Source organism: Hydrogenophaga atypica, from assembly GCF_042665215.1.
Taxonomy (GTDB): domain Bacteria; phylum Pseudomonadota; class Gammaproteobacteria; order Burkholderiales; family Burkholderiaceae_C; genus Hydrogenophaga; species Hydrogenophaga defluvii_A.
Window position 1 is genome coordinate 70,605 of the sequence record NZ_JBHTCA010000014.1, and the last position, 23,258, is coordinate 93,862.

Here is a 23,258-nt window from a genome sequence, read left to right on the forward strand (position 1 = left end):
GCCGATTCCCTCATTTTTTGAAATCACTGGAGAGTCGGATGTTCAAGGGTACTTACCTTCAAGAGATACCGCACGCATGGCGCGGTCATAGAAAGATCAAGCTCGCGGCAGGCGCCGCAGCTATATGGCTGAGCGCCTCGGGCGGTGCCTTTTCCCAAGGCCTGCCACAAGGGTCAGTCGTTGGCGAAGGAACACCTCAGGCTGTTGCAGCGGCCGCAGTTGAACCTTTGTCGCTGGCCAAGGCCATCGAACTGGCCCTGGAGGGGAATCCGGAGGTGGCTGCGGCAAAGCGCCAATTGGAGGCAACCGAAGGACAGGTTCTTCAAGGACGCTCGCGCCCCAACCCAGACCTCGCGTACTCGCTGGAAGACGCACGCTCCAAGACGCGTACGCAGAGCTGGCAACTCAATCTTCCCTTGGAACTGGGTGGGAAACGTGCGGCGCGCACCAAGGCAGCCGAAAAATCGCGCGAACAAGCACAAGCCCAACTCGCCGAACTGAAAGCTACCGTGCGGGCCAATATCGCTGCAGCTTACTTTGACGTTCTAACTGCGCAGGAACGATTGGTGCTTGCCAAAGACAGCGCAGCGCTGGCCAAGTCTTCAACGGACTCTGTCGCCAAGCGTGTTGAGGCTGGCAAGGTGTCTCCCGTTGAAGAGTCCAAGGCCCGGGTTGCCGAAGCCGGCGTGCGCGTTGAGCTGGCCCAGGCCGCGAGCGAACAACGCAATGCTCTGTCCCGCCTGTTCGCGTTGTTGGGACGAATCGACGCGCCTTTCACCGTCCTGGAGGGCAAGGCTGAGAACCTTCCCTCTGTCCCGAGCCTGGTAGATCTGCAGCCACTGATTTCTTCTTCGTCAGGCGTTGTCCTGGCGCGAATCGAGGTGGATCGACGCAAAGCCTTGACCGACCTGGAGGAAAGCAAGCGCGTGCCCGATGTCTCCGTCAGCGTCGGCATGCAGCGCAGCAACGAGACGCAGCGCAACGTCCTTCTTTTCGGGGTCTCTGTGCCTCTTCCCGTCTTCGACCGCAACCAAGGCAACCTCCTGGAGGCGCTGAAACTTGAAGACAAGGCCCGCGATGAGCTGCAAGCGGCCACCGTGCGCCTGCACAGCGAAGTGGCGCAGGCACGAGAGCGCCTTTCCACGATCACCGCAGAGGTTCAGTCACTGCAGCAGGAGGTTCTGCCCGGTGCGAAGTCGGCCTATGACGCCGCCACCATCGGTTTCGAGAACGGTAAGTTCAATTTCCTGGAAGTGCTCGATGCCCAACGCACTTACTTCACAGCCAAATCCCAGTACCTCAAAGCCCTTGGCGAAGCACACCGTGCAGCGGCTGATATCGACCGCCTGCTCGGGGCCAGCATGGTTCCCGGCCTGATCGCAACGCAACACTGAGCATGACCATGAACATGAACTCCAGCAAATCCACCATCAGTAAAAAACACCTGATCGCCATTGCAGTAGTCCTCGCACTAGGGGTCGGCGCGGGAACCTTCATCTTGCAAGGTGGCGGCAAGCCCAAAGCTGCGGCCGCCGAGGGCGATGGCCACGGGCACGGCGGCCACACCGAGGCCAAGGGACACGGCGACGGCGAGCACCATGGCAAGGGTGGCGAAAAGGGCCACGACGATGACAAGGGGCATGCCGATGGTGAACACCACGAAAAGAGCGAAGCCAAGGGCCCACATGGCGGTACTGTGTTCAAGGAAGGCGACTTTAGCTTGGAAGCGCTGCTATCTGAAGACGGTGGCGAGCCTCGACTGCGAATCTGGCTGTCCGATAAAGAAAAGCCGCTCCCCCTGAATGCAGCGACGGTCACGGCGACCGTGACCCGCCCGACAGATGAAAAGCTGAAACTGTCGTTTGCAGTTGATAAAGACAGTCTGGTCAGCCGAGAGATCGTTGCTGAACCACATGCGTTCGACATTGAGATCATTGCGCAGACTGCCACAGAGCCCTTCATGTTCGTGATGAGCCAGGAAGAAGGAAAGATCGAACTGACCGATGCCCAGATAAAGGCTGCATCCATCAGCCTAGACGCTGCGGTGAAAGCCAACATCAAAACGGCGTTGCTTCTTCCCGGCGAGATACGCTTGAACGAGGATCGCACTTCGCACGTTGTTCCCCGGCTTGCGGGGGTCGTGGAAAACGTGAATGCCAGCTTGGGCCAAGTGGTCAAGAAAGGTCAAGTCCTGGCGGTGATAGTGAGCCCGACTGCTTCCGAGCAACGCAGCGAGCTGCAGACGGCCCAAAAGCGCCTAACGCTGGCAAAGACCACCTACGAGCGAGAGAAAAAGCTGTGGGAGCAGAAGGTGTCTGCCGAGCAGGACTACCTGCAGGCCAAGCAGGCCTTGAGCGAAGCAGAAGTTGGTGTCGCCAACGCCCATCAGAAGCTGAGCGCCATGGGGTTGTCCGCCTCATCAGTGTCTGGACTCAATCGCATAGAACTGCGTGCGCCCTTTGACGGCATCGTCATCGAGAAGCACCTGAGTCTCGGCGAAGCGGTGAAGGAAGATGCTGCGGTTTTCACCATCTCGGACCTTTCCCAGGTGTGGGCCGAGATCAATGTTCCGGCAAAAGACTTACCAGCGGTGCGTGTGGGTGAAAAGGTCACGATCAAGGCCACCGCCTTTGACGCCTCCGCTACAGGCACTGTCGCTTTTGTAGGAGCGCTCATTGGCGAGCAAACCCGTACGGCAAAAGCCCGCGTGGTTCTTGACAACCCCAAGGGCGCTTGGCGCCCCGGCCTGTTCGTCAATGTTGAGGTGGTGTCCGAAGAAACGGCAGCGCCTGTAACCATCTCGGCCGACGCCGTCCAAAACGTCGGGGAAAAGCCGGTGGTCTTCCTCAAGGTTGATGGAGGCTTTATCGCCCAGCCTGTGAAGCTGGGCCGAAGCGATGGCAAGCGGGTCGAAGTCCTATCGGGTCTCAAAGCCGGGATGCCCTACGCCTCGACCGGCAGCTTCGTTGTGAAGTCCGAACTCGGCAAGGGATCTGCCGAACACACGCACTGATCGCGGAGCGCATACATGTTTGAAAAACTCATTCGATTCTCGATCGAGCAGCGATGGCTGGTGTTGCTGGCGGCGTTGGGCATGGCGGCTCTTGGCGTCTTCAGCTACCAAAAGCTGCCTATCGATGCGGTCCCTGACATCACGAACGTCCAGGTTCAGATCAACACCCAGGCCGCAGGTTACTCGCCTTTGGAGACTGAGCAGCGGGTTACATATCCCATTGAGACGGTCATGGCTGGCCTGCCAAACCTGGAGCAGACCAGGTCGCTTTCGCGGTACGGTCTGTCGCAGGTGACCGTCATTTTTAAAGACGGAACCGACATCTATTTTGCTCGCCAGCTTGTCAACGAGCGTATCCAGGAGGCGCGCGACAAGCTGCCTGCCGGCATCACGCCAGCGCTGGGGCCCATCTCGACCGGGCTGGGCGAAATCTATCTCTGGACTGTAGAAACCAAGGACGGGGCGAAGAAGCCTGACGGCTCGCCCTATACCGCGACAGACCTGCGCGAGATTCAGGACTGGATCATCAAGCCACAGCTGCGAAATGTTCCAGGCGTGACCGAGATCAACTCCATTGGTGGCTTTGCCAAGGAGTACCAGATTGCACCCATCCCAGAACGACTGGCATCCCTGGGCGTGACATTGCAGGATGTAGTCACTGCGCTGGACCGCAATAACGGCAACGTGGGCGCGGGCTATATCGAAAAGCGCGGCGAGCAGTACCTCATTCGCGCGCCCGGTCAAGTCAAATCGCTGGAAGACATTGGAAACGTGATCCTGAGCAGTGCCAACGGTGTTCCTGTGCGCGTGCGCGACGTGGCAGAGGTGGGCATTGGCCGAGAGCTGCGCACCGGTGCCGCAACCGACAACGGGCGCGAAGTGGTCCTCGGCACGGTGTTCATGCTCATCGGTGAGAACAGCCGGACCGTCTCGCAGGCAGTGGACAAGAAGATGTTGGAAGTCAACAAGAGCCTCCCAGAGGGAGTGCACGCCGTGACTGTCTACGACCGTACCGTGCTTGTTGACAAAGCCATCAGCACGGTGAAGAAGAACCTGCTGGAGGGCGCGGTTCTCGTGATCGTGATCCTGTTCCTCTTTCTGGGCAACATCCGCGCCGCCATCATCACGGCAATGGTCATCCCCTTGTCGATGCTCTTCACCTTCACGGGTATGGTCCAGTACAAGGTGAGCGCCAACCTGATGAGCCTGGGAGCGCTGGACTTCGGCATCATCATCGATGGCGCAGTGGTGATCGTAGAGAACTGCGTACGGCGCCTTGCCCATGCACAAACGCACCACGGTCGGCCACTGACGCGGGCCGAGCGCTTCCATGAGGTGTTTTTGGCATCCCAGGAGTCAAGGCGCCCATTGCTGTTCGGACAGCTCATCATCATGGTGGTGTACCTGCCCATCTTCGCGCTCACGGGTGTGGAAGGAAAGATGTTCCACCCCATGGCCTTCACTGTGGTCGCTGCTTTGGTGGGCGCAATGATCCTGTCGGTAACCTTCATCCCCGCAGCGGTGGCCCTGTTCATCGGCAATCGGGTCAGCGAGAAGGAAAACTTCCTGCTGGGCCATGCCAAGCGCTTGTACGGTCCGCTACTCGACCGTGTCATGGCCGCCAAGGTGGTCGTACTGACCGCAGCCGCAGTTGCGGTGGTCTTGTGCGGCTTGATCGCCACGCGCATGGGCAGCGAGTTTGTGCCCAATCTCAATGAAGGCGACTTTGCCATCCAGGCGCTGCGCATCCCAGGCACCAGTCTTTCACAGTCAATCGAAATGCAGCAGCAGATCGAAAGGACGCTGAAAGAGAAATTCCCCGAGATCGAACGCATCTTCGCCAGAACCGGAACAGCGGAGATCGCCTCAGACCCCATGCCGCCGAACATTTCGGACGGGTACATCATGCTCAAGCCAACGGCCGAATGGCCCGAACCTCGAAAAACCCGCGACGAATTGCTCGCGGCGATTCAGGAGGTCATCGGGAAAATCCCTGGCAACAACTATGAGTTCTCCCAGCCCATTCAGCTACGTTTCAACGAACTGATATCGGGCGTGCGCAGTGACGTGGCCGTGAAGATCTTCGGTGACGACATGGATGTTCTGAACAAGTCCGCAGAAGAAGTCTCCGCAATGCTGCAGAAGATCCAGGGCTCTTCTGAGGTGAAGGTTGAGCAGACGACGGGGCTTCCGATGCTCACTGTGAACATCGACCGCCAGAAGGCTGCTCGCTATGGTCTGAACGTTGCAGACATTCAAGACACCGTGGCCACCGCCATTGGTGGTCGCGAGGCCGGCACCATGTTCGAGGGCGACCGCCGATTCGACATCCTGGTTCGTCTGCCTGAGGCTGTGCGCAACGATCTTGAAGGGATGAAGCGGCTGCCTATCCCGCTGCCGCGTTCTGCCAGTGGCACAGAGGCCAAGACAAACTTCATCCCGCTGGGTGAGGTCGCGACTTTCGAGCTTGCTCCTGGCCCCAACCAGGTGAGCCGAGAAAACGGCAAGCGCCGCATCGTCGTGAGCACCAACGTGCGCGGGCGCGATGTGGGCTCTTTCGTCGCAGAGGCTGAGCAAGGCCTCGCCCAGATCAAGATTCCCACTGGCTATTGGACGAGCTGGGGCGGAACCTTCGAGAACCTGCAGTCGGCGACGCAGCGCCTGCAGATCGTCGTGCCGGTGTCCCTGCTGCTGGTTTTCGTGCTGTTATTCGCTATGTTCGGAAACGTCAAGGATGGTCTGCTGGTCTTCACTGGCATCCCATTCGCATTGACGGGGGGCATCCTGGCGCTTTGGCTTCGGGACATTCCGATGTCTATCTCTGCGGCTGTCGGTTTCATCGCACTTTCAGGGGTAGCCGTGCTCAACGGACTGGTGATGATTTCGTACATTCGCAGCTTGAGGGAAGGCGGTGTTGGTCTTGACGAAGCAATCCATGACGGCGCTCTCACCCGGCTACGGCCGGTTCTGATGACGGCACTGGTGGCCTCGCTGGGATTCATTCCAATGGCCATTGCGACAGGCACCGGCGCCGAAGTCCAGCGTCCCCTGGCCACCGTGGTGATCGGTGGAATTCTCTCATCCACGCTTCTCACGCTTCTCGTGCTGCCGATTCTTTACCGCCTGGCCCATCGGCCCGATGAAGAAGATGAGGACGTGTCTGCTGAGCCCTCGCATCCCCCGGACGTGTCCGCGCCCGCGTAGTTGAAACGGTCCCGTTCGCTAATCGCGGGACCTTCCCTTTTATCCAGTCCCAAAGGAACATTCATGAAACTCTCCCAACTCATTCTCGCCTTGTCAGTGTCGATCTCGGGCGCAGCCTTCGCTGCGGACAATCACGGGCACGACCTAAAGCCGATGCATGGTGGTGCTGTTGCAGAAGCCAAGGAGGTCGAGTACGAATTCGTTGCTAGTGCCGAGAAGCTGCACCTCTATGTGCGCGACCACGGAAAGCCCGCTGTTGTGGCGGGAATGACCGCTAAGGTCACTCTACTCGCTGGCGGCGAGAAGCAGGAAGTTCAACTTCAAGCAGGCGATGGCAAGCTGGAAGCGTCAGGCAGTTTCAAAGTTCCCACAGGCACTAAAGCCGTCGTTGCCGTCTCGAAGGCGGGCAAATCGGTTGCCTCCGTCCGCTTCACGCTGAAGTAGTACGCGAAGGCTGGCTGGGGAAATCGCCCTCGCGGGGCCTAGTCTTACTGTGTCATAAAAGTAGTCGAACGTGTACTGCGGCGCAATGCGGGCAATATCCCAAGGCGCGTGCCAGTGTGACGCTCAACTCAAGACGCAACGTCCTGATTGAGTCCGGCACGTGACGCTGCGCGCGCTGGGCTTCCCCGAGGGATGTAATCCGGGGAAACGGCAGGTACTTGGCGTTCGACGAAGTTTTTTTTTACCGCCTGCATCGCTGCCGACTTTCAGCCGCTGGGCCATCAGGAAGCCATACGCGGCGATGCTCAGGCTGGCGTGATGGTGAAAGCCTCGCCAACCTCTTCCCTCATAGTGGCCCAGCCCCAGGTCCTGCTTGAGATCCTGATAATCGCGCTCGATGCGCCAGCGCATGTGCGCGGCGCGTACCAGGTCGTTCAGTGCCGTGGTTTCGGGCAACGTGGACAGGTAGTACTTCTCGGGCTCGGCCTGATCTGCGGGCCACTCGATGAGCAGCCACTGCTGGGGCAGAAGACGCGCCTTGCCGACGTTGCCCCCGGCGCAGCGTACCCGCAGCGCCGCAAAGCAGCCCGTCAGGCGCTCGTTTGTGCCTTCGCGCCAACTGATGTTCTGGAATGCGCTGTCGGGCAAGGACTGCGCCAATGCCTTGACGCTCACAGGCTGTCTCTTGGCGGTGCGCCGTGGCATCACCGGTGGACGGCCCATGCCGCTGTAGGGCTTCGGCGGCAGGGGCTCCACTCCGGGTGGCCAGACCACCACGGCCGAGGTGATCCCGACCACGTAGGGCAAGCCCAGATCGGTCAGCCCCTGACGAAACGCGTAGTCGATCCCGTAGCCGGCGTCGGCCAGCACACAGTGTCTGGGTGCTCCTTCGCAGAGCAGGCCCCGCAGCTGTGCCAGGGCAATTTGTGGCTTGGTCGCAAACTCGATGCCCTCAGGAATCCCCGCCTTGAGTCTGCGCTCTGCGTCTTCGGCCCAGTTGCGGGGCAAGTACAGCTGCCAGGCCACCGGCAGGCTGCCTTGTTCGCAGGCCAACGAAACACTGACCGCCACTTGGCAGTTGTCTTGCTTGCCCAGAACCCCACAGTATTGACGCGTCACGCCCACCGAGTGAACTCCCTTCTTGGGAAAGCCCGTGTCATCGACGATCCACCAGCCGCCAGCGCTGAAGTCCATGTGCGGCACCACCCACTGCGCCACGCGATTGAGCAGTTGCTGATCGCTCCATTGGGCCTTGGCGACCAAGTGATGCAGGGCTTGGTGCCGGGCGCTGGCTCGAAGCGGATCGACGCGGGCGGCCATGGGCTCGACGCTCTTGCGCGACAGCGGCAGCATCAGACCGGTGCAATACCCGGCCAATCCTGCGTGACGGTCGGGCATGACCCAGCCCGTCGGCTAGGTGGGCCATGTAGAGACCAAACTCTTTGGATATGTCCATCGCACCCCCATCACAGGGAAAAGATGGGCATATCATGGCTTACTTTTTATGACACAGTAAGATTAAGCGACCTGACGGGTCTGGGAAGCGTTCGCGCATGGCATCCTGGAAAGCGCTGCCAGTCGCCGTGGCGTGAGTTCACCGTTCAACGCAGCCACACGAACTTGAACGAGATGGTGTGCCCCTTCGTTGGTCCAGCGCATCTGCTGCTTCTTGGCCATTCGGTGACGCACCAACAGGTTGACGGCCGACTCCGCGATGCTGCTGCTGATCGGCAGGCCCTTGCGGTACCTGGCACCGTAGTTGACCAGGGTCGAATCGTTGTTGTCGATGTAGAAATACAGTCGGCGCAGGTTCCACCACAGGGTCGAGTCCTCGTGCTCGGGTCTGGCCAACAGCTCTTCGTCGATGCCCTTGATCCTGGCTACAGCCTGGCGGCCATTGCCGTGCCAGACGAGCCAATTGGCCTTGTGCAACCAATCGCACACCCTATCTCGCTCATGCGGCTCGAAGTGCTTGCTGCCTCGAACAGAATTCTCTGCTGCCTTGAACTTCATCGCTATGTGAAACCAATCCAGAATGCGACCTCTTGCCAGTTCGCTGCCCCGGACGGCCTTGACGAACTCACCCGCATCGTCACTGATCACGGTGACACGCTCGTCGGGCTGGACGCCACCAGCACGCAAGAACTGATCAAGCCTATCGGCTGCTGAGGCAACCTCTTTGTGCACGTAGCCTCCCACAGTTTGGATCACTCTCCTTCACGGCTGCCCTCCATGTCGGCTTGCATGTGACGTTTGAGCGTCAAACCCACCGTTGTCAAACCGTTCTCAGAGCGGGCAAATACCTGCCCGCCATGCATGCGCGCGATGGCCGCGACAATCGCCAGGCCAAGCCCGTGGTTCTGTACCGAGCCCGCTCTGGCGACGTCTGCGCGGTAAAACCGATCAAAAATATGGGGCACGTGCTTGGGGTCTATGGCGATGCCACGATTGACCACCGTCAGGCGTGCCTCATCATCCGACAGGGCAATGTGAATTTCCACGGCAGTTCCACGGTCCGCGAATCGGGTGGCATTGCTCACCAGGTTGGATAGCGCTCGGTTCAGGAGCCCCACGTCGAATTCACCAGCCCCGTTACCAACAATTTTGAGCTCCAGACCGGCTGCTTCGATTGCGTCCTCATGAAACTCGGCCACGTCCGAGGCGATTGCAGCAAGACTTCCCACAGCGACCCTGCGCGCCAATGCACCGCAATCCGCTCGCGACAAAAAGAGCATGTCTTGGACGATGCTGGCCATGCGCTGTAGGTCTTCGAGGTTGGCGGCAAGCACCTCGCGCAGTTCCTGGTTGTCGCGTGGTTTGCGCAACGCGACTTCTGCGCTTGTGATGAGCGTTGTCAATGGCGTACAAAGCTCGTGCGCCACGTCGGCATTGAAGTTTTCTGATTGCTCGTAGGCGCGCTCCAGCCGGGTCAGAAGCTCGTTGAACTGAGTGACCAGTGGAACCAGCTCGGCTGGTTGCGCTGAGCCGTCCAGCCGATGGTGGAGGGTATCGGCAGCCAGTCTGGCCGTCTGGTCAGCCAAATGCTGCACGGGCCTTAGCCCTGCGCGCACAAGGAAGAAGCCACCAGCGCCGATCACTCCGACGCCACATGCAGCCGCTGCCACCAGAATCATTCCGACCTTGTGCAACAACCGTTGCTCATCCCGCGTGTCCAGAGTCAGCGTTGCTTCCAACTGCCCGTCAGACAGCTCGGTAGACACAACCTCGAAACGCAACGTTCGCAAGTTCTCTGTCGGAATAGGGGCTGGGCGCTTTTCATAGTGAAGACGCCCATCTCGATCCTGCAAGCTGAGCCAGAGGTTCACATGACCGACCAGGAAATCATCCAGCTTGTGTTGCAACAGTGCCGGGTCGGCACTCGACATGGTCTCGGCCAGAAGGTGGCGTACTTGCGTCGCCTTTTGCTGCAAAAGCTCGTCTTGTTGAATGGTGAAGCTGTAGGACGTTGCCGCATACACGATGGCGCACACCGCAGCCAATCCTGCGAAACTCAGCGCCATGAGCCACCGTGAAAGACGAAGCCCGAGCGACAAAACAGGCTTCACTGGGTGCGCTCCTCAAGCACATACCCCACGCCCCGGGCTGTGTGCAAAAGCTGCGTCGGGTATGGGCCATCGAGTTTGTTTCGCAAGCGCCGTATGGCCACATCAATGACATTGGTGCCGTGGTCGAAGTTGGCGTCCCAGACTTGCTCGGCAATTTCGGTCCGGCTCAACACCTCGCCCTGCCTGCGAAGTAGCAGCGCCAGCAGCTTGAACTCCTTGGCGGTGAGGTCCAGCCGCTGACCGCCTCGACTCGCCTTGCGGCGCAGCAAGTCCAGCTCAAGATCACCCATGACGAGCAGATGAACCGCTGGCGCGCTCAGCGGGTGGTGTCGTCGAAGCAGCACTTCGATACGCGCGACCAACTCGGAAAAGGCAAACGGCTTGACCAGGTAGTCGTCTGCCCCCGCCCTCAGACCCTGCACCCTGTCCTCAACCCGACCCCGTGCCGTCAGCATCAGTACCGGTATGGATTTGGTGTGACGCAGGGCCGTCAAAAGACTCAAGCCATCCAGGCCCGGCAACATGCCGTCAAGTATCACCAAGTCGCATTGACCCTCCATCGCCAGGTGCAATCCATCGACGCCGTTGTGAGCAACTTCAACAACATACCCCTCCTCGCACAAACCTTTTTGGAGGTAGGTCGCGAGCCGGATCTCATCTTCGATCACCAGAATCTTCATAGGCGCTGATTGTAGGAAGCGAAAAGGCGCCACAGATCAACCTGTCTGAATTGTCATTTTCTCGTCCGAGTTCTGACAGAGGGAACTTCATACGATGGCGACGCCTTTCGGCAAAAGCTGCAAGCCAGCTCGCACCCATCTCTGATTCAAAGGACATATATGAACGCGATGCAAAAGTTTTCTCTCGCTGCCAGCCTTGTAATGATCATGCCGTTGGCTGCTCAAGCCAATTCATTGACCCACGACGTGGGTGGTGAAGCTGGCTTCACATTCCACCCTGATCATGTCGCCTCGACACTAACCCGTGCAGCCGTGCGCGCTGAAATTGAGACCGCGCGTAAGGACGGCACTCTGGCGCTCCTTCAGCGAGGCATCCCGTTGCCCGGCAAGGTTGTCGGCCCATCAAAGTCGAGGGCTGACGTGATTGCGGAGCTGGAAAAAGCACGCCGTACTGGCTGGGTGCCGCTGTCTGGCGAGCAATGAGGCAAGACAAGCCTGCACACCTTCCACGAACCCTACCAAAGTGAGTTCCGGGTCAATGTGCATCTCTTGAATTACATGTCTAAATTGCGCTCAATCCCAACCCTGCGTCGCTTGACGTTTTATTGACGCGAAACAGTGAATAAATAATCGAGTCCAAACATCTCTCGTTATGAACTATCGACGCGAACCAATTTTCAACGACGAACAGCTTGACAAGCCACGAAGCATGAAAACCAGACTTCTACTTTCTACCGCACTGCTCTCCGGCGTCATGATGATGGCTGGGTGCGCAATTTCCTCACCCGAGAAAACTGGCTCTGCGAAAATCCACCCATGCCACCAGGCTCACGGGGGCAAGGCTCCCGCCCAGCATGGAGATTGTTCAAAACTAAACTGATGCGTTTGGGGGCGTTGTATCCAGCAGCTCGTCAATGCCCCACTCGCCGGAGTCTGTGTACTGGGAGACTCCGCCTTAAGCACTAGAGTCGAAGGCTCTTTACCCTGCGCCAAGGTGCCAAAAAGAGCCTGTTCGTAGCCCACATGGATCCGAACCAGAGTCCAGTGACGGCAACCGAGCCCAGCAACTGCTTCCAAGAGGGCATGCCGGAAAAGTTGATCATCAGTAAGCTACTGCCAAAAAAGAGTGCCTGGATGACCGCATAGAACCACCCCGCAGCCGGGACCAGACGATCAGGCTCCAACTTCGCACCTTCACGGGTAATAGGAAACTGTCCCGAACGGTGCAGCCATCGGCACTCGGTATCCGTCAACCCATGCTGGCGTTTAAGCGCGATCACCTGTTCACGGACAGCTCGCTGCACGTCGACACCGAAGCGATAGTAGAAGAGGCGCTCGTTGTCGATTGCCTCTTCATCAAGCCGGTCTGATGCCGTGGTGGCCAAGTACACCTTGATGGAGTCGGGAATGCGTCCCTCGTAATAGTCGCGCCCAGCGATGCGACTGCGCTCCCCCAGGTTGAACTGAGTAATGGCCGGTTCGTGTTCGCCGGAAGTCATCGCTTGCGTCTAACGTGCTCGTGAAAATCGCGCCCAGCAACACGCTGGCCTTTTCCGGTGTTGACCTGTACGAGTGGTGCATTGTCATCAGTACCAGTCAGTGCCGCTAGACGGTCCACAGGCTTGCGGGCGTCGAAGTGCGCGACAGCGGCTGCCAGCAGATTGCGCCGCTGGGAGACCGGATCGGTGGCCCACTGGTGACCGTTATATAGCTCTACGGTCAGATCGAGATCACCGTCCTCAGGCACTACTTGATCCAAAAATTCCTTGAATACAGGCTCCTCGCTTGCAGCGGCCAACTGGCCCTCTCTGATCAGAAGCAGCAGCGCTCTTGCGGTTGGATTTTGGTCCACTACTGCAGACCGGGCCACAGCAATTTGCAGGCGGATTGTAAAAAAGAGGTCATTGCGGATGCCAGTCCCGCCGGTCATTGTGCCCTCGCCTGAAAGCAGCCAGTCCACGGATACACCAAAGGCTTCGCGCAAGCCCATGAGCATTTCCACCCCGGGTCGCTTTACGCCGCGAAGGACATCGCTGACAAAACCAGCGGACGCTCCGATTCGCCGAGCAAGTTCCGCCTGACTTATCCCGGCGAAGGCAAGAACCTGGGCCAAGCGACCAGGAACCGCCGCCAACGGGTCGTTAGCAGATTGCATCGATGATCGCTTAGGCGTATATTCCGTTTCCATAGAGAACAATTCTTTACTGATTGTGCTTAATTTACTCGCAAATGACGCGGCTGTCGCAATGGACGGGATCGACATCGCCTACCGCCTGAAGCGCCTAGGTCTCAGCCAGTCGGCCATCGCGCGAGATTTGGGTGTATCCGCCAGCGTGGTCGGCAACGTGATCCACGGTCGGATTTCGTCCTTTGAGGTGGCGTGTCATGTCGCCAAGCTGCTCGGGATGCGACCGAGCGAACTCTGGCCACAGCGATACACGTTTCGGCCTCGCGGACGATCACCCCGCCGGCAAGGCGAGATAACAGGAGAAGCAGCCATGCCGACAGACTGATACTCAACCGTAGACGCCTAGTAGAGCCCAAACGCAAGCGGCCCACAGCGAAAGCTGTGGGCCGCCTACGGGATTGGATCCAGTGAAGTGGGGACTTCAAACTGGATTCTCCGACCTGTCGTTTGGACTGTCAAGAACGACTTGGAAACCGTCGAGGGACGATGGTCAATCGGAGAATTCACATGCGCAAGATCCGGGAGGTTCTGCGGCTGTCTCACGGCTCGCTGCTGAGCCGCCGTGCTGTTGCCGCCAGCCTGGGTATCTCACGCGACGCCGTGGCGGACTACCTCGTGCGCGCCTCAAGTGCGGGGCTAACGTGGCCACTGCCTGACAGTCTGGATGACGCCCAACTTGAGAAAAGACTGTATCCAGTTGAACCTGGGACGCGAGCACGCCGTCCAGAGCCAAACTGGACCGACGTGCACCGCGACATGCAGCTACCTGGGGCAACGCTCCAGCAACTGCACGCCGAGTACCTTGTTGCTCACCCCAACGGGATGCAACGCAGTCAATTTTCCGCCCTCTATCGCAAGTGGTGCCGAAGCCTCAAAAGCTATATGAGGCAGACTCACCTGGCCGGGGAAAAGGTATTCGTCGACTATGCTGGGCCGACCGTCCCAATCCATGATCCCGTCTCAGGTTGCGTCCATCGCGCGCAGATATTCGTCAGCGTACTTGGGGCGTCGAACTACACCTACGCCGAGGCCCATTGGTCGCAAACGCTGCCAGACTGGATTGCCGCAAACGTGCGGATGCTGGAGTTCTTCGGAGGCGTGCCCAAATTTATCGTCTGCGACAACTTGAAATCGGCAGTAACCAGAGCGAGTTTGACGGAGCCGCTTGTCAACGACAGCTATCAGAACTTCGCCGCCCACTATGGTACGACGATCCAACCGGCCCGATCTCGTCATCCGAAGGACAAGGCCAAGGTAGAGGGACATGTGTTGATCGTTGAGCGCTGGATATTGTTCCGGTTGCGCCGACGCGTCTTCACCAGCTTAGGCGAGCTCAACTGCGCGATTCGCGAACTGCTCGATGAGCTGAACAGCCGTCCCTTTCAGAAGCTAGCAGGCAATCGGCGTAGTGCCTTTGAAAATCTGGATGCACCACTGCTACGCAGCCTGCCCGTAACCTCCTATGAATACGTCGAGTTCCGCCGCGCTCGGGTGGACATGAGCAAGATGGTGAACGTGGCAGGACGGCTGTTCTCTGCTCCTGCACGACTTGTCTCACAGGTTGTCGACATTCGGGTGACGGCGACACTTGTCGAACTGGTTTTCGATGGTCGTCGGGTAGCGAGCCACGTTAAAACGCCAGGTGACGATCCGGTCATCGATCCGGCTCACCTGACGCCAGCCGAACACGCGTATGGTCTTTGGACGCCTGAACGCGAACTGCAGTGGGCCAATGGTATTGGTCCGCAAACCACAGCGTTTGTGGAACAACGGCTGGCGGCCAATGGTGGCAAGACAGCGGGTTACCGGCTCGGCATTGGTATGCGCAAGTTGAGCGCTGAATTCGGAGTAGATCGTGTCGAGGCTGCGTGCACCAAAGCGATCCACAGCGGAGCAACATCTGTATCCAGCCTGCGCGCGATCCTGGTTAACCGACTGGATATGCACGGTTTGGATATCACCGAAGCCAATTTCCCTCACGAAAACCTGCGTGGCCCTAAGCACTACCACTGACCTTGCATGGAGAACCAGACCATGATGACAAACGACACGATCCGAAAGCTTAACGAGCTCAAACTCTTTGGCATGGTCCATGCCTTCTCGCAGCAGATCGAATCCGCTGTCGCCGGGCACTTGAGCTTCGAGGAAAGAGTCGGCCTGATGGTCGATCACGAAGTGACTTATCGCGATGAAAAGCGCCTTCGGAGGCTGCTGACCAACGCAAAGCTACGTGAGCCGGCCTGCATGGAAGACATTGACTACGAGGCCAAGCGAGGCCTTGATCGATCGGTGATGGCGTCACTGGCACTGTGCAACTGGATCAGACATGGCGTCAATGTAATCGTGACTGGCGCAACTGGCTTGGGCAAGACATGGATTGCTTGTGCACTGGGGAACCAAGCCTGCAGGCATGGGATGACGGTCAAATTCGAGCGTGTGCCATTGCTTTTGGAGGAGCTGGCCATTGCGCATTCCGATGGCACCTTTAGAAAGCGGATTGCGGCGATCGGCAAGCACGATCTGCTGATCCTTGACGACCTGGGTATCAACACGCTTACGGCCGAGCGACGAGCAGACCTCCTAGAGGTCGTTGAGAGTCGCTCAGGTACCAAAGCGACTGTTGTGACCAGCCAGTTGCCTGTCAGGCGCTGGCACGACTATCTTGCGGATGGAAATCCGACCGTTGCCGACGCCATCATGGACCGGGTGGTCAGCGATTCCTATCGAATCGATCTCGTTGGCGAATCACTACGGCCGAAGCGGCGGCGCTCGGCAAACTCATAAACTGAGGTGACGTAAGTCACAGCGTCCGAATAGAGAGCGTGCTGGGAAACTGACCAGTACATCCTGCGCTGTGAACACGAGTTGCCCACCGCGTTGGTCGGTCGGTTCGTCGCAAGCGCCGACCGACCAACGCCGTGGACAACTCTGCACCGGCTTCAACCAATAGGTCAATCCGATGAGGTGATCCCGAATCGGAGTCTGCGGTCGGTTTGAACTGGAATTGCTGGTGGGTTTGGATCGGAATAGATGGCGGGTTTAGTCGGAATACGCAGTTAAGCGGCTGTACGTCGTGATCGACCATCCCGACGACGGCGTTGATCCCAGGCGGCTGTATGTCGGACTGGCGGAGGAAGTCTCCGAGCAAGAACTTGAACAAGCCATGAACCATGGCAAGGCGATTGCCTCGCGGTATCTGCGCCGCCAGTTCACAGCCTGGACAAACGCACATCAGAAGCATGTTGAACGTGCTGCTGCAGGAAAGGACGCTGCCGCCAAGCGAGCCGAGCGTTTCAGTTTCCGGGGCGTCGTGTACTCCATTGATGGTCCTGTCGTTCATCCACGAAGTTCACCTGGACTTTGACCGGGGATGGTGTTTGTTGAGCAGATCGCGCAGGTGCTGTGTGGTGCACTGGGTGTAGACCGTGGTGGTGGTCAGTTGACTGTGACCGAGCAGCATCTGGATCACTCTCAAATTGGCGCCATTCTGGTACAGGTGCGTGGCGAACGCGTGTCGCAGTGAATGCGGGGTCATCAGCGCCAGGCCGGCGCTGGCGGCGTGTTTCCGCACCAATGCCAGCAAGGCGTGGTAGGTCAGTTCGCCGCTTTGCGTTGGTGCCAGGAACAGCTTGCTGCCCACCCTGCCCCAGCGCCCTTCGGTCAAAACCGGGCGGCTCACTTCCAGATAGCGATCCACCCAGTGTTGGGCCTCACGTCCAAAAACCGTGATTCGTTCCTTGTTGCCCTTGCCACTGACCTGCAGGCACCGGGTTTTCAGGCAGAAGTGGTGCAGCTCGACATTCAGCAATTCCCGCGCACGCAAGCCGGTGGCGTACAGAAGCTCCATGATGGTTCTGTCGCGCACGCCTATTACGGTCCTGGTGTTCGGCTGCGCGAGCAGGCTCTCGATGTCTTTGACCGTTGGAATGAATTGGGGCGGATTCTGCGGCCGCCGATTTGCAGGGCTTGTGCCCTGGAAGGGATTGGCACAATAACCCTCTCGACTGGCCCACGCATAAAAGGTTTTGAGGCTCCAGAGTTTTCTGCCGACGGATGCCGGGGCATACGCGGCGGTCAGCATCTCCAAATACTCCCACAGCATTTGCTGGGTAACCTTCAGGAGGCATTCGCGTTTTGGACGGAGCCAGTTGGCCAGCCTGTCGATATCGTGTGTGGCACCTGAGACGCTGGCGTCGGCCAAACCTCGTTCATGCAGCAGATAAAAACCAAACAGTTCCCTGACATTTTCTTCTTCCTCCATCCATCGCTTTGTCCGAGATGGTAGGGGGGAGTCGTGGCATCAGGCCAATGGTCGAATTGCAAAGGAAACGTCACGGCGCGGGAGTTCCCATTCACTGTCGCGGTCCACATCGATCCGCCCCGGACAGCGGCGGCTGGTGGCCCGCGTGAAGGCAGATAATGGTGTCAAACGAAAGGGAGGTCAAAAACAATGAGCACCGAGAGCTGGGTCAAGAGATGGGAATTCTTTCCCTCACCCCGCAGCCCAAACACCATGGCCATGGCCACGTGCGACATCGCCGTCGAGGATTTGAACAACTGCTTGTCGGTCCTGGACCTCAAGCGCAATCATCTCCATCCGGTCCAGCGCGAACTGCTTGATCGTTTCATTGGGGTATCACAAGACTTCGTGCGTGACATGCGGGCTGTCAATGGCGATCCCGATGCGCTACGTGCCCTGCTTGGCCTGCCCGTTCCCGGCAAAAAGGACAACGAGGGGCGCGCATGATCGGCTGGTGGTTCATTGTCTCCACACAAACCCCTGATGAAATTGACCAGGCAGACCAGATCAACCGCCGTGCGGCCGCGCTGGCTCAATGGGAAATCCGAGCCGATGGCATCCGCTGGATCGAGGACTTGGTTCAAGCTGGCAAGGCCACCAAACTGTCCGGCTCGGGCTATCCGAACCGTTACACCGCCCTGGCCGCTGATGTGCTGCCGCTGATTTCAGCCCGTTACGCAACACCGGCTTCGCTGGCCAGGCTCAGTCTCGCTGACGACGAATACGTGCCACTGTGGAAGCAACACAAGCTGATCGAGTGGCAGGTTGAACGCATCGAGGCGTGCCCGCCTGAGAAGCTGCTGACAATTGTTGTTTGGGATCTGAGCTGATGGACTGCCCGAACTGCTCCTCATCACACGTCAAGCGCTGCGAAATGCTGTACGCGCAAGGCACGTCGGTTTCCTACGGCACCGATTCGACCTCGTTCAACATTTCGGGGTTGGCTTCTCGCGTTTCACCCCCAGCGCCACCACTCCATCCTCGCTACTTCAAAAGGCGGCTGTTTCTGCTCGGCGTGCCTGGCCTGCTTCTTTGCCTAATAGCTGTCGCCTTTTTTTTGCTAATGCTTGATAAACGCGGGCCGTCTTTTGCAGCCGGCGCCCTCATACCTGGCATATTGGGTGGCTATCTGCTGTGGCAGGCCTGGCCACCACCAGGAGCCTTGGACAAGGCGGCTCACGACCAACGGTATGGGGAGTACATGGCGAATCTGCGCCTCTACAGCATGCTGTGGGCCTGCCTGGATTGTGGCCATGTGTTCAAACCGTCTGGCGGATCGAACAGCCAGTAACTGCGAAGGCAGATGTGCGCCCATGCTGGGCGCCAAAAAAAAATCCCAGTCCTTTTCAGGACCGGGATCAATGTTGAGGCGAAATCAGTTTAGCAACTTCTTGGCCAACGCCACCTCCAGGCTGTCGCCGCTGTCGTTGAGCACGTCCAGCCCGCTGTCAGGCATGTCGCCGGACGTGGACTGAGACACGGCGATCTTCTTGGCCATGAGCTTGAGACAGTCCATTTGTGCACTGCCAACGTAGCCCAGGAAGATCACGCGCACATCCTGCTTTTGGCCGATGCGCCATGAGCGCCTGGCGGCCTGCTGCACGGTGTAGACGTTGTAGCCCGACTGCATGAACACGATGGTGGGGAAGTCCAGCAGATCCAGGCCGGTTTTCACCAGCTCGGGGTTGCAGATCAGGACATCAATGCCCTTCTCCACCTGCTCGGCCACCCAGTCCTCACGTTTGGCCGCGTCCACGCTGGCACGCAGCACTGCCACCTTGAGACCCCGGATTTCCAGTTGCGTTTTCAGACGCGACGTGGTGTCACGGGTGCCCGAGTAGACCGAGTAGGCCAGCACCTTGCGGCCGAGAGCTTTCTCGGCCAGGCAGATGCGAAGCAACTCGGCTTCCTTGGGTGACGTGTCGCCTTCAGCGAACACCGCGCCCTGGTGATGAAGCAGCGCTTTGGTGCGCGGATGCCGAACCACCTCCTCGCGGAAGCAGCAATCTGGCCAGGCCAGCAGCACGTTCATGACCACCCCCAACAAGCTGTTGTCACCTGTCACCAGTGCCTGCTTGAGCATCTGCACGAGCTTGAGTGACATCGCCTTGTAGGCCTGCGCCTGGGTCTCGGTCATGGCCACCTCCAGGAACTGCTCCTCGTAAGGAGGCAGCACCTTCTGGCCAATGTCCCGAAGCTTCAGGAACACCGTCATCGGCAGCACGTAGCGCATGATGCCCACCGGGCCGAAGCCTGGTGCCTTGCTGGTTCGCACACTCACCTGTTTGCCCTTCGCCGTGCGATGGGAGGACTCGCTGGACTCCTTGTAGATGTCCTTGAGCACCCCATGCTCACGCATGAAAGACATGGTGGCATTGGCCATGGAACCGTTCTTCGCCGGTTTGAAGCCATCTTCCAACATGGCTGCGGGGTTGAGCCGCCACAGCAGGTGAAACAGATCGTCGGCATAGCCGCCCATGAGGGTGCCGGTCAACAGCAGTGCTTTTTGGCACTGGCTGGCCAACACGCCCATGGCCTGGCCTTGGGCCGAACCTTCGTTCTTGTACTCGTGCCCCTCGTCCACCACCAGCAACCCAAAGTAGCCGCGTGGCAGGTAGCGCTTGATGAACTCGGTGGGCTGGTAACCGCCCTCCCCTATGCTGAACTCGAACGTGGCCAGGGATCGCTCCATGCGCCGCGCCTGCTTGTCAGAAAACACCAGGTCGCCGTTCTCGTCCATCAGGTTCAAGAACTCGTAGACGTTGTCTCCGAGCATCGCGCCCAAAGCCTCCTCGCCGAAGGCCTTGAGCAGCTTCTGGGCGGTTTTTTCGCCGATGGTGGGCATCTGCTTCAACGCACCCAGAACGAGGTCGTATTGCGACTCTATGGGCCTTCCGGCCCGGATCAGGGTCCACAGCGCACTTCCACAGTGGGGGCACTTCATCCGCTTGTCGCTCAGGCTGGCCTTGGCCAGCTCGAAAGACATCGGCATCGGGTGCCCTTCTTTGTCATCCTGGGTCAGCATTTGCATGCAGTCAGGACAGGCGCCGGCCACGAAGGGCTGGCCGTCAAACGACGTTCTGCGACTGATCACCGAGGGACGCCAGTGGAAGCCCATCCGCATCCGCACGCGCCCGAGCACAAAGAACTCGGGCTGGTTGGTCTTGTAACTGAGCGCCTGACGCAACTTGAGCAACTTGCGCAAGGTGTCAGGGCCATTGAGCACCCAGACCTTGGCACCAGGCACCGTCTCCAGGATCTCGCGCCGCCACTTGTAGACCAGGTGGGGCGGTGAAATCACCAGGGTGCGAGGGTGGGTCCGTTGCATCACGGCCGCAGCACAGATCGCCATCATGGTTTTGCCGGTGCCCATTTCCGCGTTGATGACGGCCGCAGGCTGATTTTCATCGGCCAGCAACTTCACCACCGCATGAACGGCATCGGCTTGCGCCTTGAAGGGTTTGCGTTTGAGGCCATCGAGCACCGCCTGGCGTTGCCGGTGGATCTCACTGACTTCATCGAGCACCGGGTCATAGACCGGAGGGTTCTGAGACCGAACCTGGGCCAGCAAGCCTTCACCGAACTCGTCAATGAAAGCAGCCAGGCTCATGTTGCGGCCATCGTTGGCGCCGGCGCCAGAGGTGTCAGGCACGCCGGCGACGGCGGTGTTTTCGACAGGATTCATTTCAAGGGTCGTCATGTGTTTCTCCATAGGAAAAAAAAGCAGGCGCCCTCCCCTGCGGGAGAGACACCCACAGGGTTGAAAAAGAAAAAATCAAGCGGCGGCCGTCAAGCCGCTGCAGGTCGTGAAAAGGGTCAGGAGACCCGTTGTAGCGCTGCGCCGTCGACGGTCAACTGGCGCGCGTTGAACGTGGCCATGAACAAGACAGCCTGTGCAACCACAAAGGGAAGCCCGCATTGCGGACAACTCAAGGTGGTGGCGTCAGGTTCATCCTGGCCATGGCCAACTTCGCATTGCACGGACACTGGGAGTCCGTCGTACAGGTACCGCTTGGTGATCGGTGGTCTGATGAGCGTGCTCATCCCAACTCCAGCATGAAGCCCTTGAGGTAGCGCTTGAGGTCGCGCATCCCCTTCGGGCTGATGTTCCAAGCAGGGACAGCGCCATCAAGCGCCAGGCCATGCCGAAAGTCGATGCCCAGCAACGTCGTGCTGTGGTACCGGGTGATGAACTGGCCGCGCCGCCCATACCTGGGTGAGTCGATCTTGGCGTCGTAGAACTCGACCAAGGGCTCATCGAGGATGTGCAACTGGCAGCCGCCCTCACCGTACATCTCACCAGACTCGATGAGGCAAATGTTGAAGCCCTCGATCTGGATCATCGGGCTTCTCCATCCACCTGTGCGTCGCCCGAGGGCGCCGCATCTTCACCGTATTTGCGAACCATCTGGGACTGGATGTCCTTGGCCACCCCGATCCAGGACTGCTCGCTGATCAGCGGGTGGTTGATCTGGTTCGGCTTCATCGCGGCCACGCGGTCGGCGTGCTTGCGAATGGCATCAATGATGAAAATCTGAGCCAGTACACCGTACCGGCTGAAGTTCATCATCTCGGCCACGAACTCGACGTTCGACATGCGTTTGATGTCGTCCTCGCGGTCATCTTCAAATTGGGACATGGATTGCTCCTTACAGGTAAGAAGCGGGAGCCATGCCCAGCGGGCAAGGACACCCGCAGGGTTGAAAAAAGAAGGTCGATCAGGCCCGCAGCAAACCGCTGCGCACGCTGTCGCTGATGAAGGTCAGGTAGTGGTCCGAAAGACTGACCCGGATGGCCGAGACAGGCCCAAGGGCCGGGTACACAGGATCGTTCAAAGCATCAATGGCGCCCTTGTCCAGGCACCACTGCATCACCGGCTCACGCCAGTGCTCCAGCAGCGCCACGGGCGACAAGCGCACCAGGGTTTGCCAAACGCGGTCGGACATGACCCCGTGGTTCAAGGCCGGCAGGCTGTTGCCAGTGGCCAATGAAGGCTCCACGGCAGGCACTTCGGCATGCTGGAGTACCCAGGCGATGCGATTCGCCTTGTCCTCCTGCTGCAGCGTCTTGTCGAACAGCCACATGTGGCTGAGTGGGCCGAACAGGTTCTGCTTGGGCAACCTGCCGGTGTGCTTGTTCAACCGGCTGGTGCCGTTCACATCGACCGGGTGCCGTGCGCCCTGGCTGTTGACCAGGTGGAACCTGTCGGCTCCACCACGTTCAGCACCCCCCAGATCGAGGGCCGCCATGAGTTGCATCAATGAACCATCCCGGCCGTAGGCCGAGAGGAACATCAATCGCCCTTCGCTGCTGCGCAAGCAGGCATCGACCCAGACCTCGGGAAATTCTTCAATTCGGTACATCTCGTTTCCTGGAAAGGGAGCGAGACACACACACCCAGCGGGTGCGCGCGTCCCGCTGGTGGGTTGAATCCACAGGTCCGTTAGAACTCTGTGGTGAGTTCGCCCGAGGGCAAACGCTTCATGACATCGACACCAGGACCATCGACCTTGCGGGCCTCGGTCAGTGCGTGTTGGTACGTGGCGAAGTCATCAACAACCGTTTGGATGTCAGTTCCTGCGCCAGTGACAAGTACCCAAGGATGGGCGATCTTGTCTAGTTTGCCGCTCGGGCAAGGTCGTGAGAAAGTGGCTCGCATGTGCCCCTCAGAACCACGGCCGCTGGATGCGGCGACGCGGTGCACTGATGGGAAGTAGACTCGCCGCTTCTTCCTTAACCGTGATGGTCCATCGGTCATCGCACTCGGGCATGACCTCGAACCACACACTGTCCTTGACCAGCTTGACCGCCAGTGCTGTCGCAGCGACTTCACCGGCGATGGTTGCCTCAATCATGGCTATTG

Annotated in this window: 25 protein-coding genes and 1 pseudogene; 12 read left to right on the top strand and 14 right to left on the bottom strand. The window is 59.0% G+C overall.

The annotated features are described in order from the left end of the window. The first annotated feature begins 38 nt into the window (after positions 1-38). The 4 genes from ACFQPB_RS16040 to ACFQPB_RS16055 all read left to right on the top strand — a co-directional run bounded on the left by ACFQPB_RS16040 (position 39) and on the right by ACFQPB_RS16055 (position 6,661). Complete coding sequence (locus tag ACFQPB_RS16040) at positions 39-1,394, top strand: TolC family protein (protein WP_382225350.1); 1,356 nt, start codon at positions 39-41, stop codon at positions 1,392-1,394. A gap of 2 nt (positions 1,395-1,396) precedes the next feature. Beyond that, on the top strand, positions 1,397-3,013 hold the full coding sequence (locus ACFQPB_RS16045) for an efflux RND transporter periplasmic adaptor subunit (RefSeq protein WP_382225352.1): 1,617 nt from the start codon (positions 1,397-1,399) through the stop codon (positions 3,011-3,013). Between the two features lie 15 nt (positions 3,014-3,028). Continuing rightward, entirely contained in the window at positions 3,029-6,217 is a 3,189-nt protein-coding gene (locus ACFQPB_RS16050) for a CusA/CzcA family heavy metal efflux RND transporter (protein WP_382225355.1), read from the top strand. A gap of 63 nt (positions 6,218-6,280) precedes the next feature. Further along, on the top strand, positions 6,281-6,661 hold the full coding sequence (locus ACFQPB_RS16055; RefSeq protein ID WP_382225358.1) for a hypothetical protein: 381 nt from the start codon (positions 6,281-6,283) through the stop codon (positions 6,659-6,661). A gap of 44 nt (positions 6,662-6,705) precedes the next feature. Here ACFQPB_RS16055 and ACFQPB_RS16060 read toward each other — a convergent pair. The 4 genes and pseudogenes from ACFQPB_RS16060 to ACFQPB_RS16075 all read right to left on the bottom strand — a co-directional run bounded on the left by ACFQPB_RS16060 (position 6,706) and on the right by ACFQPB_RS16075 (position 10,907). Further along, a pseudogene (locus tag ACFQPB_RS16060) lies at positions 6,706-8,117 on the bottom strand (IS701 family transposase). 62 nt (positions 8,118-8,179) lie between these two features. Further along, on the bottom strand, positions 8,180-8,848 hold the full coding sequence (locus ACFQPB_RS16065) for a hypothetical protein (RefSeq protein WP_382225360.1): 669 nt from the start codon (positions 8,846-8,848) through the stop codon (positions 8,180-8,182). Positions 8,849-8,868: 20 nt separating this feature from the next. Then, positions 8,869-10,227 (bottom strand): heavy metal sensor histidine kinase, encoded by a 1,359-nt coding sequence (locus ACFQPB_RS16070; protein WP_382225362.1) that lies wholly within the window; start codon positions 10,225-10,227, stop codon positions 8,869-8,871. Next, positions 10,224-10,907, bottom strand: a complete 684-nt coding sequence (locus tag ACFQPB_RS16075; RefSeq protein ID WP_382225364.1) for a heavy metal response regulator transcription factor — start codon at positions 10,905-10,907, stop codon at positions 10,224-10,226. The genes ACFQPB_RS16070 and ACFQPB_RS16075 overlap by 4 nt, the downstream gene beginning before the upstream one ends. Positions 10,908-11,066: 159 nt before the next feature. On the opposite strand from ACFQPB_RS16075, the gene ACFQPB_RS16080 reads away from it, so the two are divergent. Beyond that, positions 11,067-11,390 carry a DUF4148 domain-containing protein gene (locus ACFQPB_RS16080; RefSeq protein WP_382225367.1) on the top strand — a complete coding sequence of 108 codons (324 nt, stop codon included), beginning with the start codon at positions 11,067-11,069 and terminating at the stop codon, positions 11,388-11,390. A 479-nt stretch (positions 11,391-11,869) separates the two neighbouring features. Here ACFQPB_RS16080 and ACFQPB_RS16085 read toward each other — a convergent pair whose 3' ends face one another. Beyond that, positions 11,870-12,406 (bottom strand): hypothetical protein, encoded by a 537-nt coding sequence (locus ACFQPB_RS16085; protein WP_382225370.1) that lies wholly within the window; start codon positions 12,404-12,406, stop codon positions 11,870-11,872. After that, positions 12,403-13,170 (bottom strand): helix-turn-helix domain-containing protein, encoded by a 768-nt coding sequence (locus tag ACFQPB_RS16090; RefSeq protein WP_382225373.1) that lies wholly within the window; start codon positions 13,168-13,170, stop codon positions 12,403-12,405. Before ACFQPB_RS16090 ends, ACFQPB_RS16085 begins: the two co-directional genes overlap by 4 nt. Between ACFQPB_RS16090 and ACFQPB_RS16095 the strand changes: the two genes are divergently transcribed. The 4 genes from ACFQPB_RS16095 (at position 13,154) to ACFQPB_RS16110 (ending at position 16,459) form a co-directional block, all read left to right on the top strand. Then, positions 13,154-13,420 carry a helix-turn-helix domain-containing protein gene (locus tag ACFQPB_RS16095; protein ID WP_382225375.1) on the top strand — a complete coding sequence of 89 codons (267 nt, stop codon included), beginning with the start codon at positions 13,154-13,156 and terminating at the stop codon, positions 13,418-13,420. The two genes, ACFQPB_RS16090 and ACFQPB_RS16095, sit on opposite strands and share 17 nt — an antisense overlap. A 182-nt stretch (positions 13,421-13,602) precedes the next feature. Beyond that, positions 13,603-15,108: an IS21 family transposase gene (gene istA / locus ACFQPB_RS16100; protein ID WP_382225377.1), complete on the top strand. Its 1,506-nt coding sequence runs from the start codon at positions 13,603-13,605 to the stop codon at positions 15,106-15,108. Positions 15,109-15,129: 21 nt separating this feature from the next. Next, entirely contained in the window at positions 15,130-15,879 is a 750-nt protein-coding gene (gene istB / locus ACFQPB_RS16105) for an IS21-like element helper ATPase IstB (protein ID WP_382225380.1), read from the top strand. 289 nt (positions 15,880-16,168) lie between these two features. Continuing rightward, positions 16,169-16,459 (top strand): hypothetical protein, encoded by a 291-nt coding sequence (locus tag ACFQPB_RS16110; RefSeq protein WP_382225383.1) that lies wholly within the window; start codon positions 16,169-16,171, stop codon positions 16,457-16,459. On the opposite strand, the gene ACFQPB_RS16115 is transcribed toward ACFQPB_RS16110, so the two are convergent. After that, the gene (locus ACFQPB_RS16115) at positions 16,445-17,356 is read right to left on the bottom strand and encodes a tyrosine-type recombinase/integrase (RefSeq protein WP_382225385.1); all 912 of its coding nucleotides are present in this window, start codon (positions 17,354-17,356) and stop codon (positions 16,445-16,447) included. The two genes, ACFQPB_RS16110 and ACFQPB_RS16115, sit on opposite strands and share 15 nt — an antisense overlap. A gap of 252 nt (positions 17,357-17,608) precedes the next feature. Between ACFQPB_RS16115 and ACFQPB_RS16120 the strand changes: the two genes are divergently transcribed. Genes ACFQPB_RS16120 through ACFQPB_RS16130 form a run of 3 tightly spaced genes read left to right on the top strand, consistent with a single transcriptional unit; the run spans position 17,609 to position 18,686 of the window. Beyond that, positions 17,609-17,842 (top strand): hypothetical protein, encoded by a 234-nt coding sequence (locus tag ACFQPB_RS16120; protein ID WP_382225388.1) that lies wholly within the window; start codon positions 17,609-17,611, stop codon positions 17,840-17,842. Continuing rightward, a complete protein-coding gene (locus ACFQPB_RS16125) occupies positions 17,839-18,225 on the top strand; it encodes a hypothetical protein (RefSeq protein WP_382225391.1) in 387 nt (128 codons plus the stop codon). The genes ACFQPB_RS16120 and ACFQPB_RS16125 overlap by 4 nt, the downstream gene beginning before the upstream one ends. Then, entirely contained in the window at positions 18,210-18,686 is a 477-nt protein-coding gene (locus ACFQPB_RS16130) for a hypothetical protein (protein ID WP_382225394.1), read from the top strand. The genes ACFQPB_RS16125 and ACFQPB_RS16130 overlap by 16 nt, the downstream gene beginning before the upstream one ends. Positions 18,687-18,770: 84 nt before the next feature. Here the strand turns inward: ACFQPB_RS16130 and ACFQPB_RS16135 are convergent, their stop codons facing one another. The 7 genes from ACFQPB_RS16135 to ACFQPB_RS16165 form a co-directional block, all read right to left on the bottom strand. Further along, the gene (locus ACFQPB_RS16135; protein ID WP_382225397.1) at positions 18,771-21,095 is read right to left on the bottom strand and encodes a DEAD/DEAH box helicase family protein; all 2,325 of its coding nucleotides are present in this window, start codon (positions 21,093-21,095) and stop codon (positions 18,771-18,773) included. Between the two features lie 116 nt (positions 21,096-21,211). Beyond that, positions 21,212-21,439 carry a hypothetical protein gene (locus ACFQPB_RS16140; protein WP_382225399.1) on the bottom strand — a complete coding sequence of 76 codons (228 nt, stop codon included), beginning with the start codon at positions 21,437-21,439 and terminating at the stop codon, positions 21,212-21,214. Further along, the gene (locus ACFQPB_RS16145; protein ID WP_382225401.1) at positions 21,436-21,738 is read right to left on the bottom strand and encodes a hypothetical protein; all 303 of its coding nucleotides are present in this window, start codon (positions 21,736-21,738) and stop codon (positions 21,436-21,438) included. The genes ACFQPB_RS16140 and ACFQPB_RS16145 overlap by 4 nt, the downstream gene beginning before the upstream one ends. Next, on the bottom strand, positions 21,735-22,034 hold the full coding sequence (locus tag ACFQPB_RS16150) for a hypothetical protein (RefSeq protein WP_382225404.1): 300 nt from the start codon (positions 22,032-22,034) through the stop codon (positions 21,735-21,737). Before ACFQPB_RS16150 ends, ACFQPB_RS16145 begins: the two co-directional genes overlap by 4 nt. Before the next feature lie 79 nt (positions 22,035-22,113). Then, positions 22,114-22,758, bottom strand: a complete 645-nt coding sequence (locus ACFQPB_RS16155) for a hypothetical protein (RefSeq protein ID WP_382225405.1) — start codon at positions 22,756-22,758, stop codon at positions 22,114-22,116. A gap of 80 nt (positions 22,759-22,838) precedes the next feature. Then, positions 22,839-23,054, bottom strand: coding sequence for a hypothetical protein (locus tag ACFQPB_RS16160; protein ID WP_382225408.1), 216 nt, complete (start codon positions 23,052-23,054; stop codon positions 22,839-22,841). Between the two features lie 7 nt (positions 23,055-23,061). Beyond that, positions 23,062-23,250 (bottom strand): hypothetical protein, encoded by a 189-nt coding sequence (locus ACFQPB_RS16165; protein WP_382225410.1) that lies wholly within the window; start codon positions 23,248-23,250, stop codon positions 23,062-23,064. Between the last annotated feature and the right edge of the window lie 8 nt (positions 23,251-23,258).

Coding starts and splice junctions, on each gene's coding strand:
- ACFQPB_RS16040 (WP_382225350.1), top strand. CDS start 39: ATGTTCAAGGGTACTTACCTTCAAGAGATACCGCACGCATGGCGCGGT.
- ACFQPB_RS16045 (WP_382225352.1), top strand. CDS start 1,397: ATGACCATGAACATGAACTCCAGCAAATCCACCATCAGTAAAAAACAC.
- ACFQPB_RS16050 (WP_382225355.1), top strand. CDS start 3,029: ATGTTTGAAAAACTCATTCGATTCTCGATCGAGCAGCGATGGCTGGTG.
- ACFQPB_RS16055 (WP_382225358.1), top strand. CDS start 6,281: ATGAAACTCTCCCAACTCATTCTCGCCTTGTCAGTGTCGATCTCGGGC.
- ACFQPB_RS16075 (WP_382225364.1), bottom strand. CDS start 10,907: ATGAAGATTCTGGTGATCGAAGATGAGATCCGGCTCGCGACCTACCTC.
- ACFQPB_RS16080 (WP_382225367.1), top strand. CDS start 11,067: ATGAACGCGATGCAAAAGTTTTCTCTCGCTGCCAGCCTTGTAATGATC.
- ACFQPB_RS16085 (WP_382225370.1), bottom strand. CDS start 12,406: ATGACTTCCGGCGAACACGAACCGGCCATTACTCAGTTCAACCTGGGG.
- ACFQPB_RS16095 (WP_382225375.1), top strand. CDS start 13,154: ATGGACGGGATCGACATCGCCTACCGCCTGAAGCGCCTAGGTCTCAGC.
- ACFQPB_RS16090 (WP_382225373.1), bottom strand. CDS start 13,170: ATGTCGATCCCGTCCATTGCGACAGCCGCGTCATTTGCGAGTAAATTA.
- istA (WP_382225377.1), top strand. CDS start 13,603: ATGCGCAAGATCCGGGAGGTTCTGCGGCTGTCTCACGGCTCGCTGCTG.
- istB (WP_382225380.1), top strand. CDS start 15,130: ATGATGACAAACGACACGATCCGAAAGCTTAACGAGCTCAAACTCTTT.
- ACFQPB_RS16115 (WP_382225385.1), bottom strand. CDS start 17,356: ATGGAGGAAGAAGAAAATGTCAGGGAACTGTTTGGTTTTTATCTGCTG.
- ACFQPB_RS16120 (WP_382225388.1), top strand. CDS start 17,609: ATGGCCATGGCCACGTGCGACATCGCCGTCGAGGATTTGAACAACTGC.
- ACFQPB_RS16125 (WP_382225391.1), top strand. CDS start 17,839: ATGATCGGCTGGTGGTTCATTGTCTCCACACAAACCCCTGATGAAATT.
- ACFQPB_RS16135 (WP_382225397.1), bottom strand. CDS start 21,095: ATGACGACCCTTGAAATGAATCCTGTCGAAAACACCGCCGTCGCCGGC.
- ACFQPB_RS16140 (WP_382225399.1), bottom strand. CDS start 21,439: ATGAGCACGCTCATCAGACCACCGATCACCAAGCGGTACCTGTACGAC.
- ACFQPB_RS16145 (WP_382225401.1), bottom strand. CDS start 21,738: ATGATCCAGATCGAGGGCTTCAACATTTGCCTCATCGAGTCTGGTGAG.
- ACFQPB_RS16150 (WP_382225404.1), bottom strand. CDS start 22,034: ATGTCCCAATTTGAAGATGACCGCGAGGACGACATCAAACGCATGTCG.
- ACFQPB_RS16155 (WP_382225405.1), bottom strand. CDS start 22,758: ATGTACCGAATTGAAGAATTTCCCGAGGTCTGGGTCGATGCCTGCTTG.
- ACFQPB_RS16160 (WP_382225408.1), bottom strand. CDS start 23,054: ATGCGAGCCACTTTCTCACGACCTTGCCCGAGCGGCAAACTAGACAAG.
- ACFQPB_RS16165 (WP_382225410.1), bottom strand. CDS start 23,250: ATGATTGAGGCAACCATCGCCGGTGAAGTCGCTGCGACAGCACTGGCG.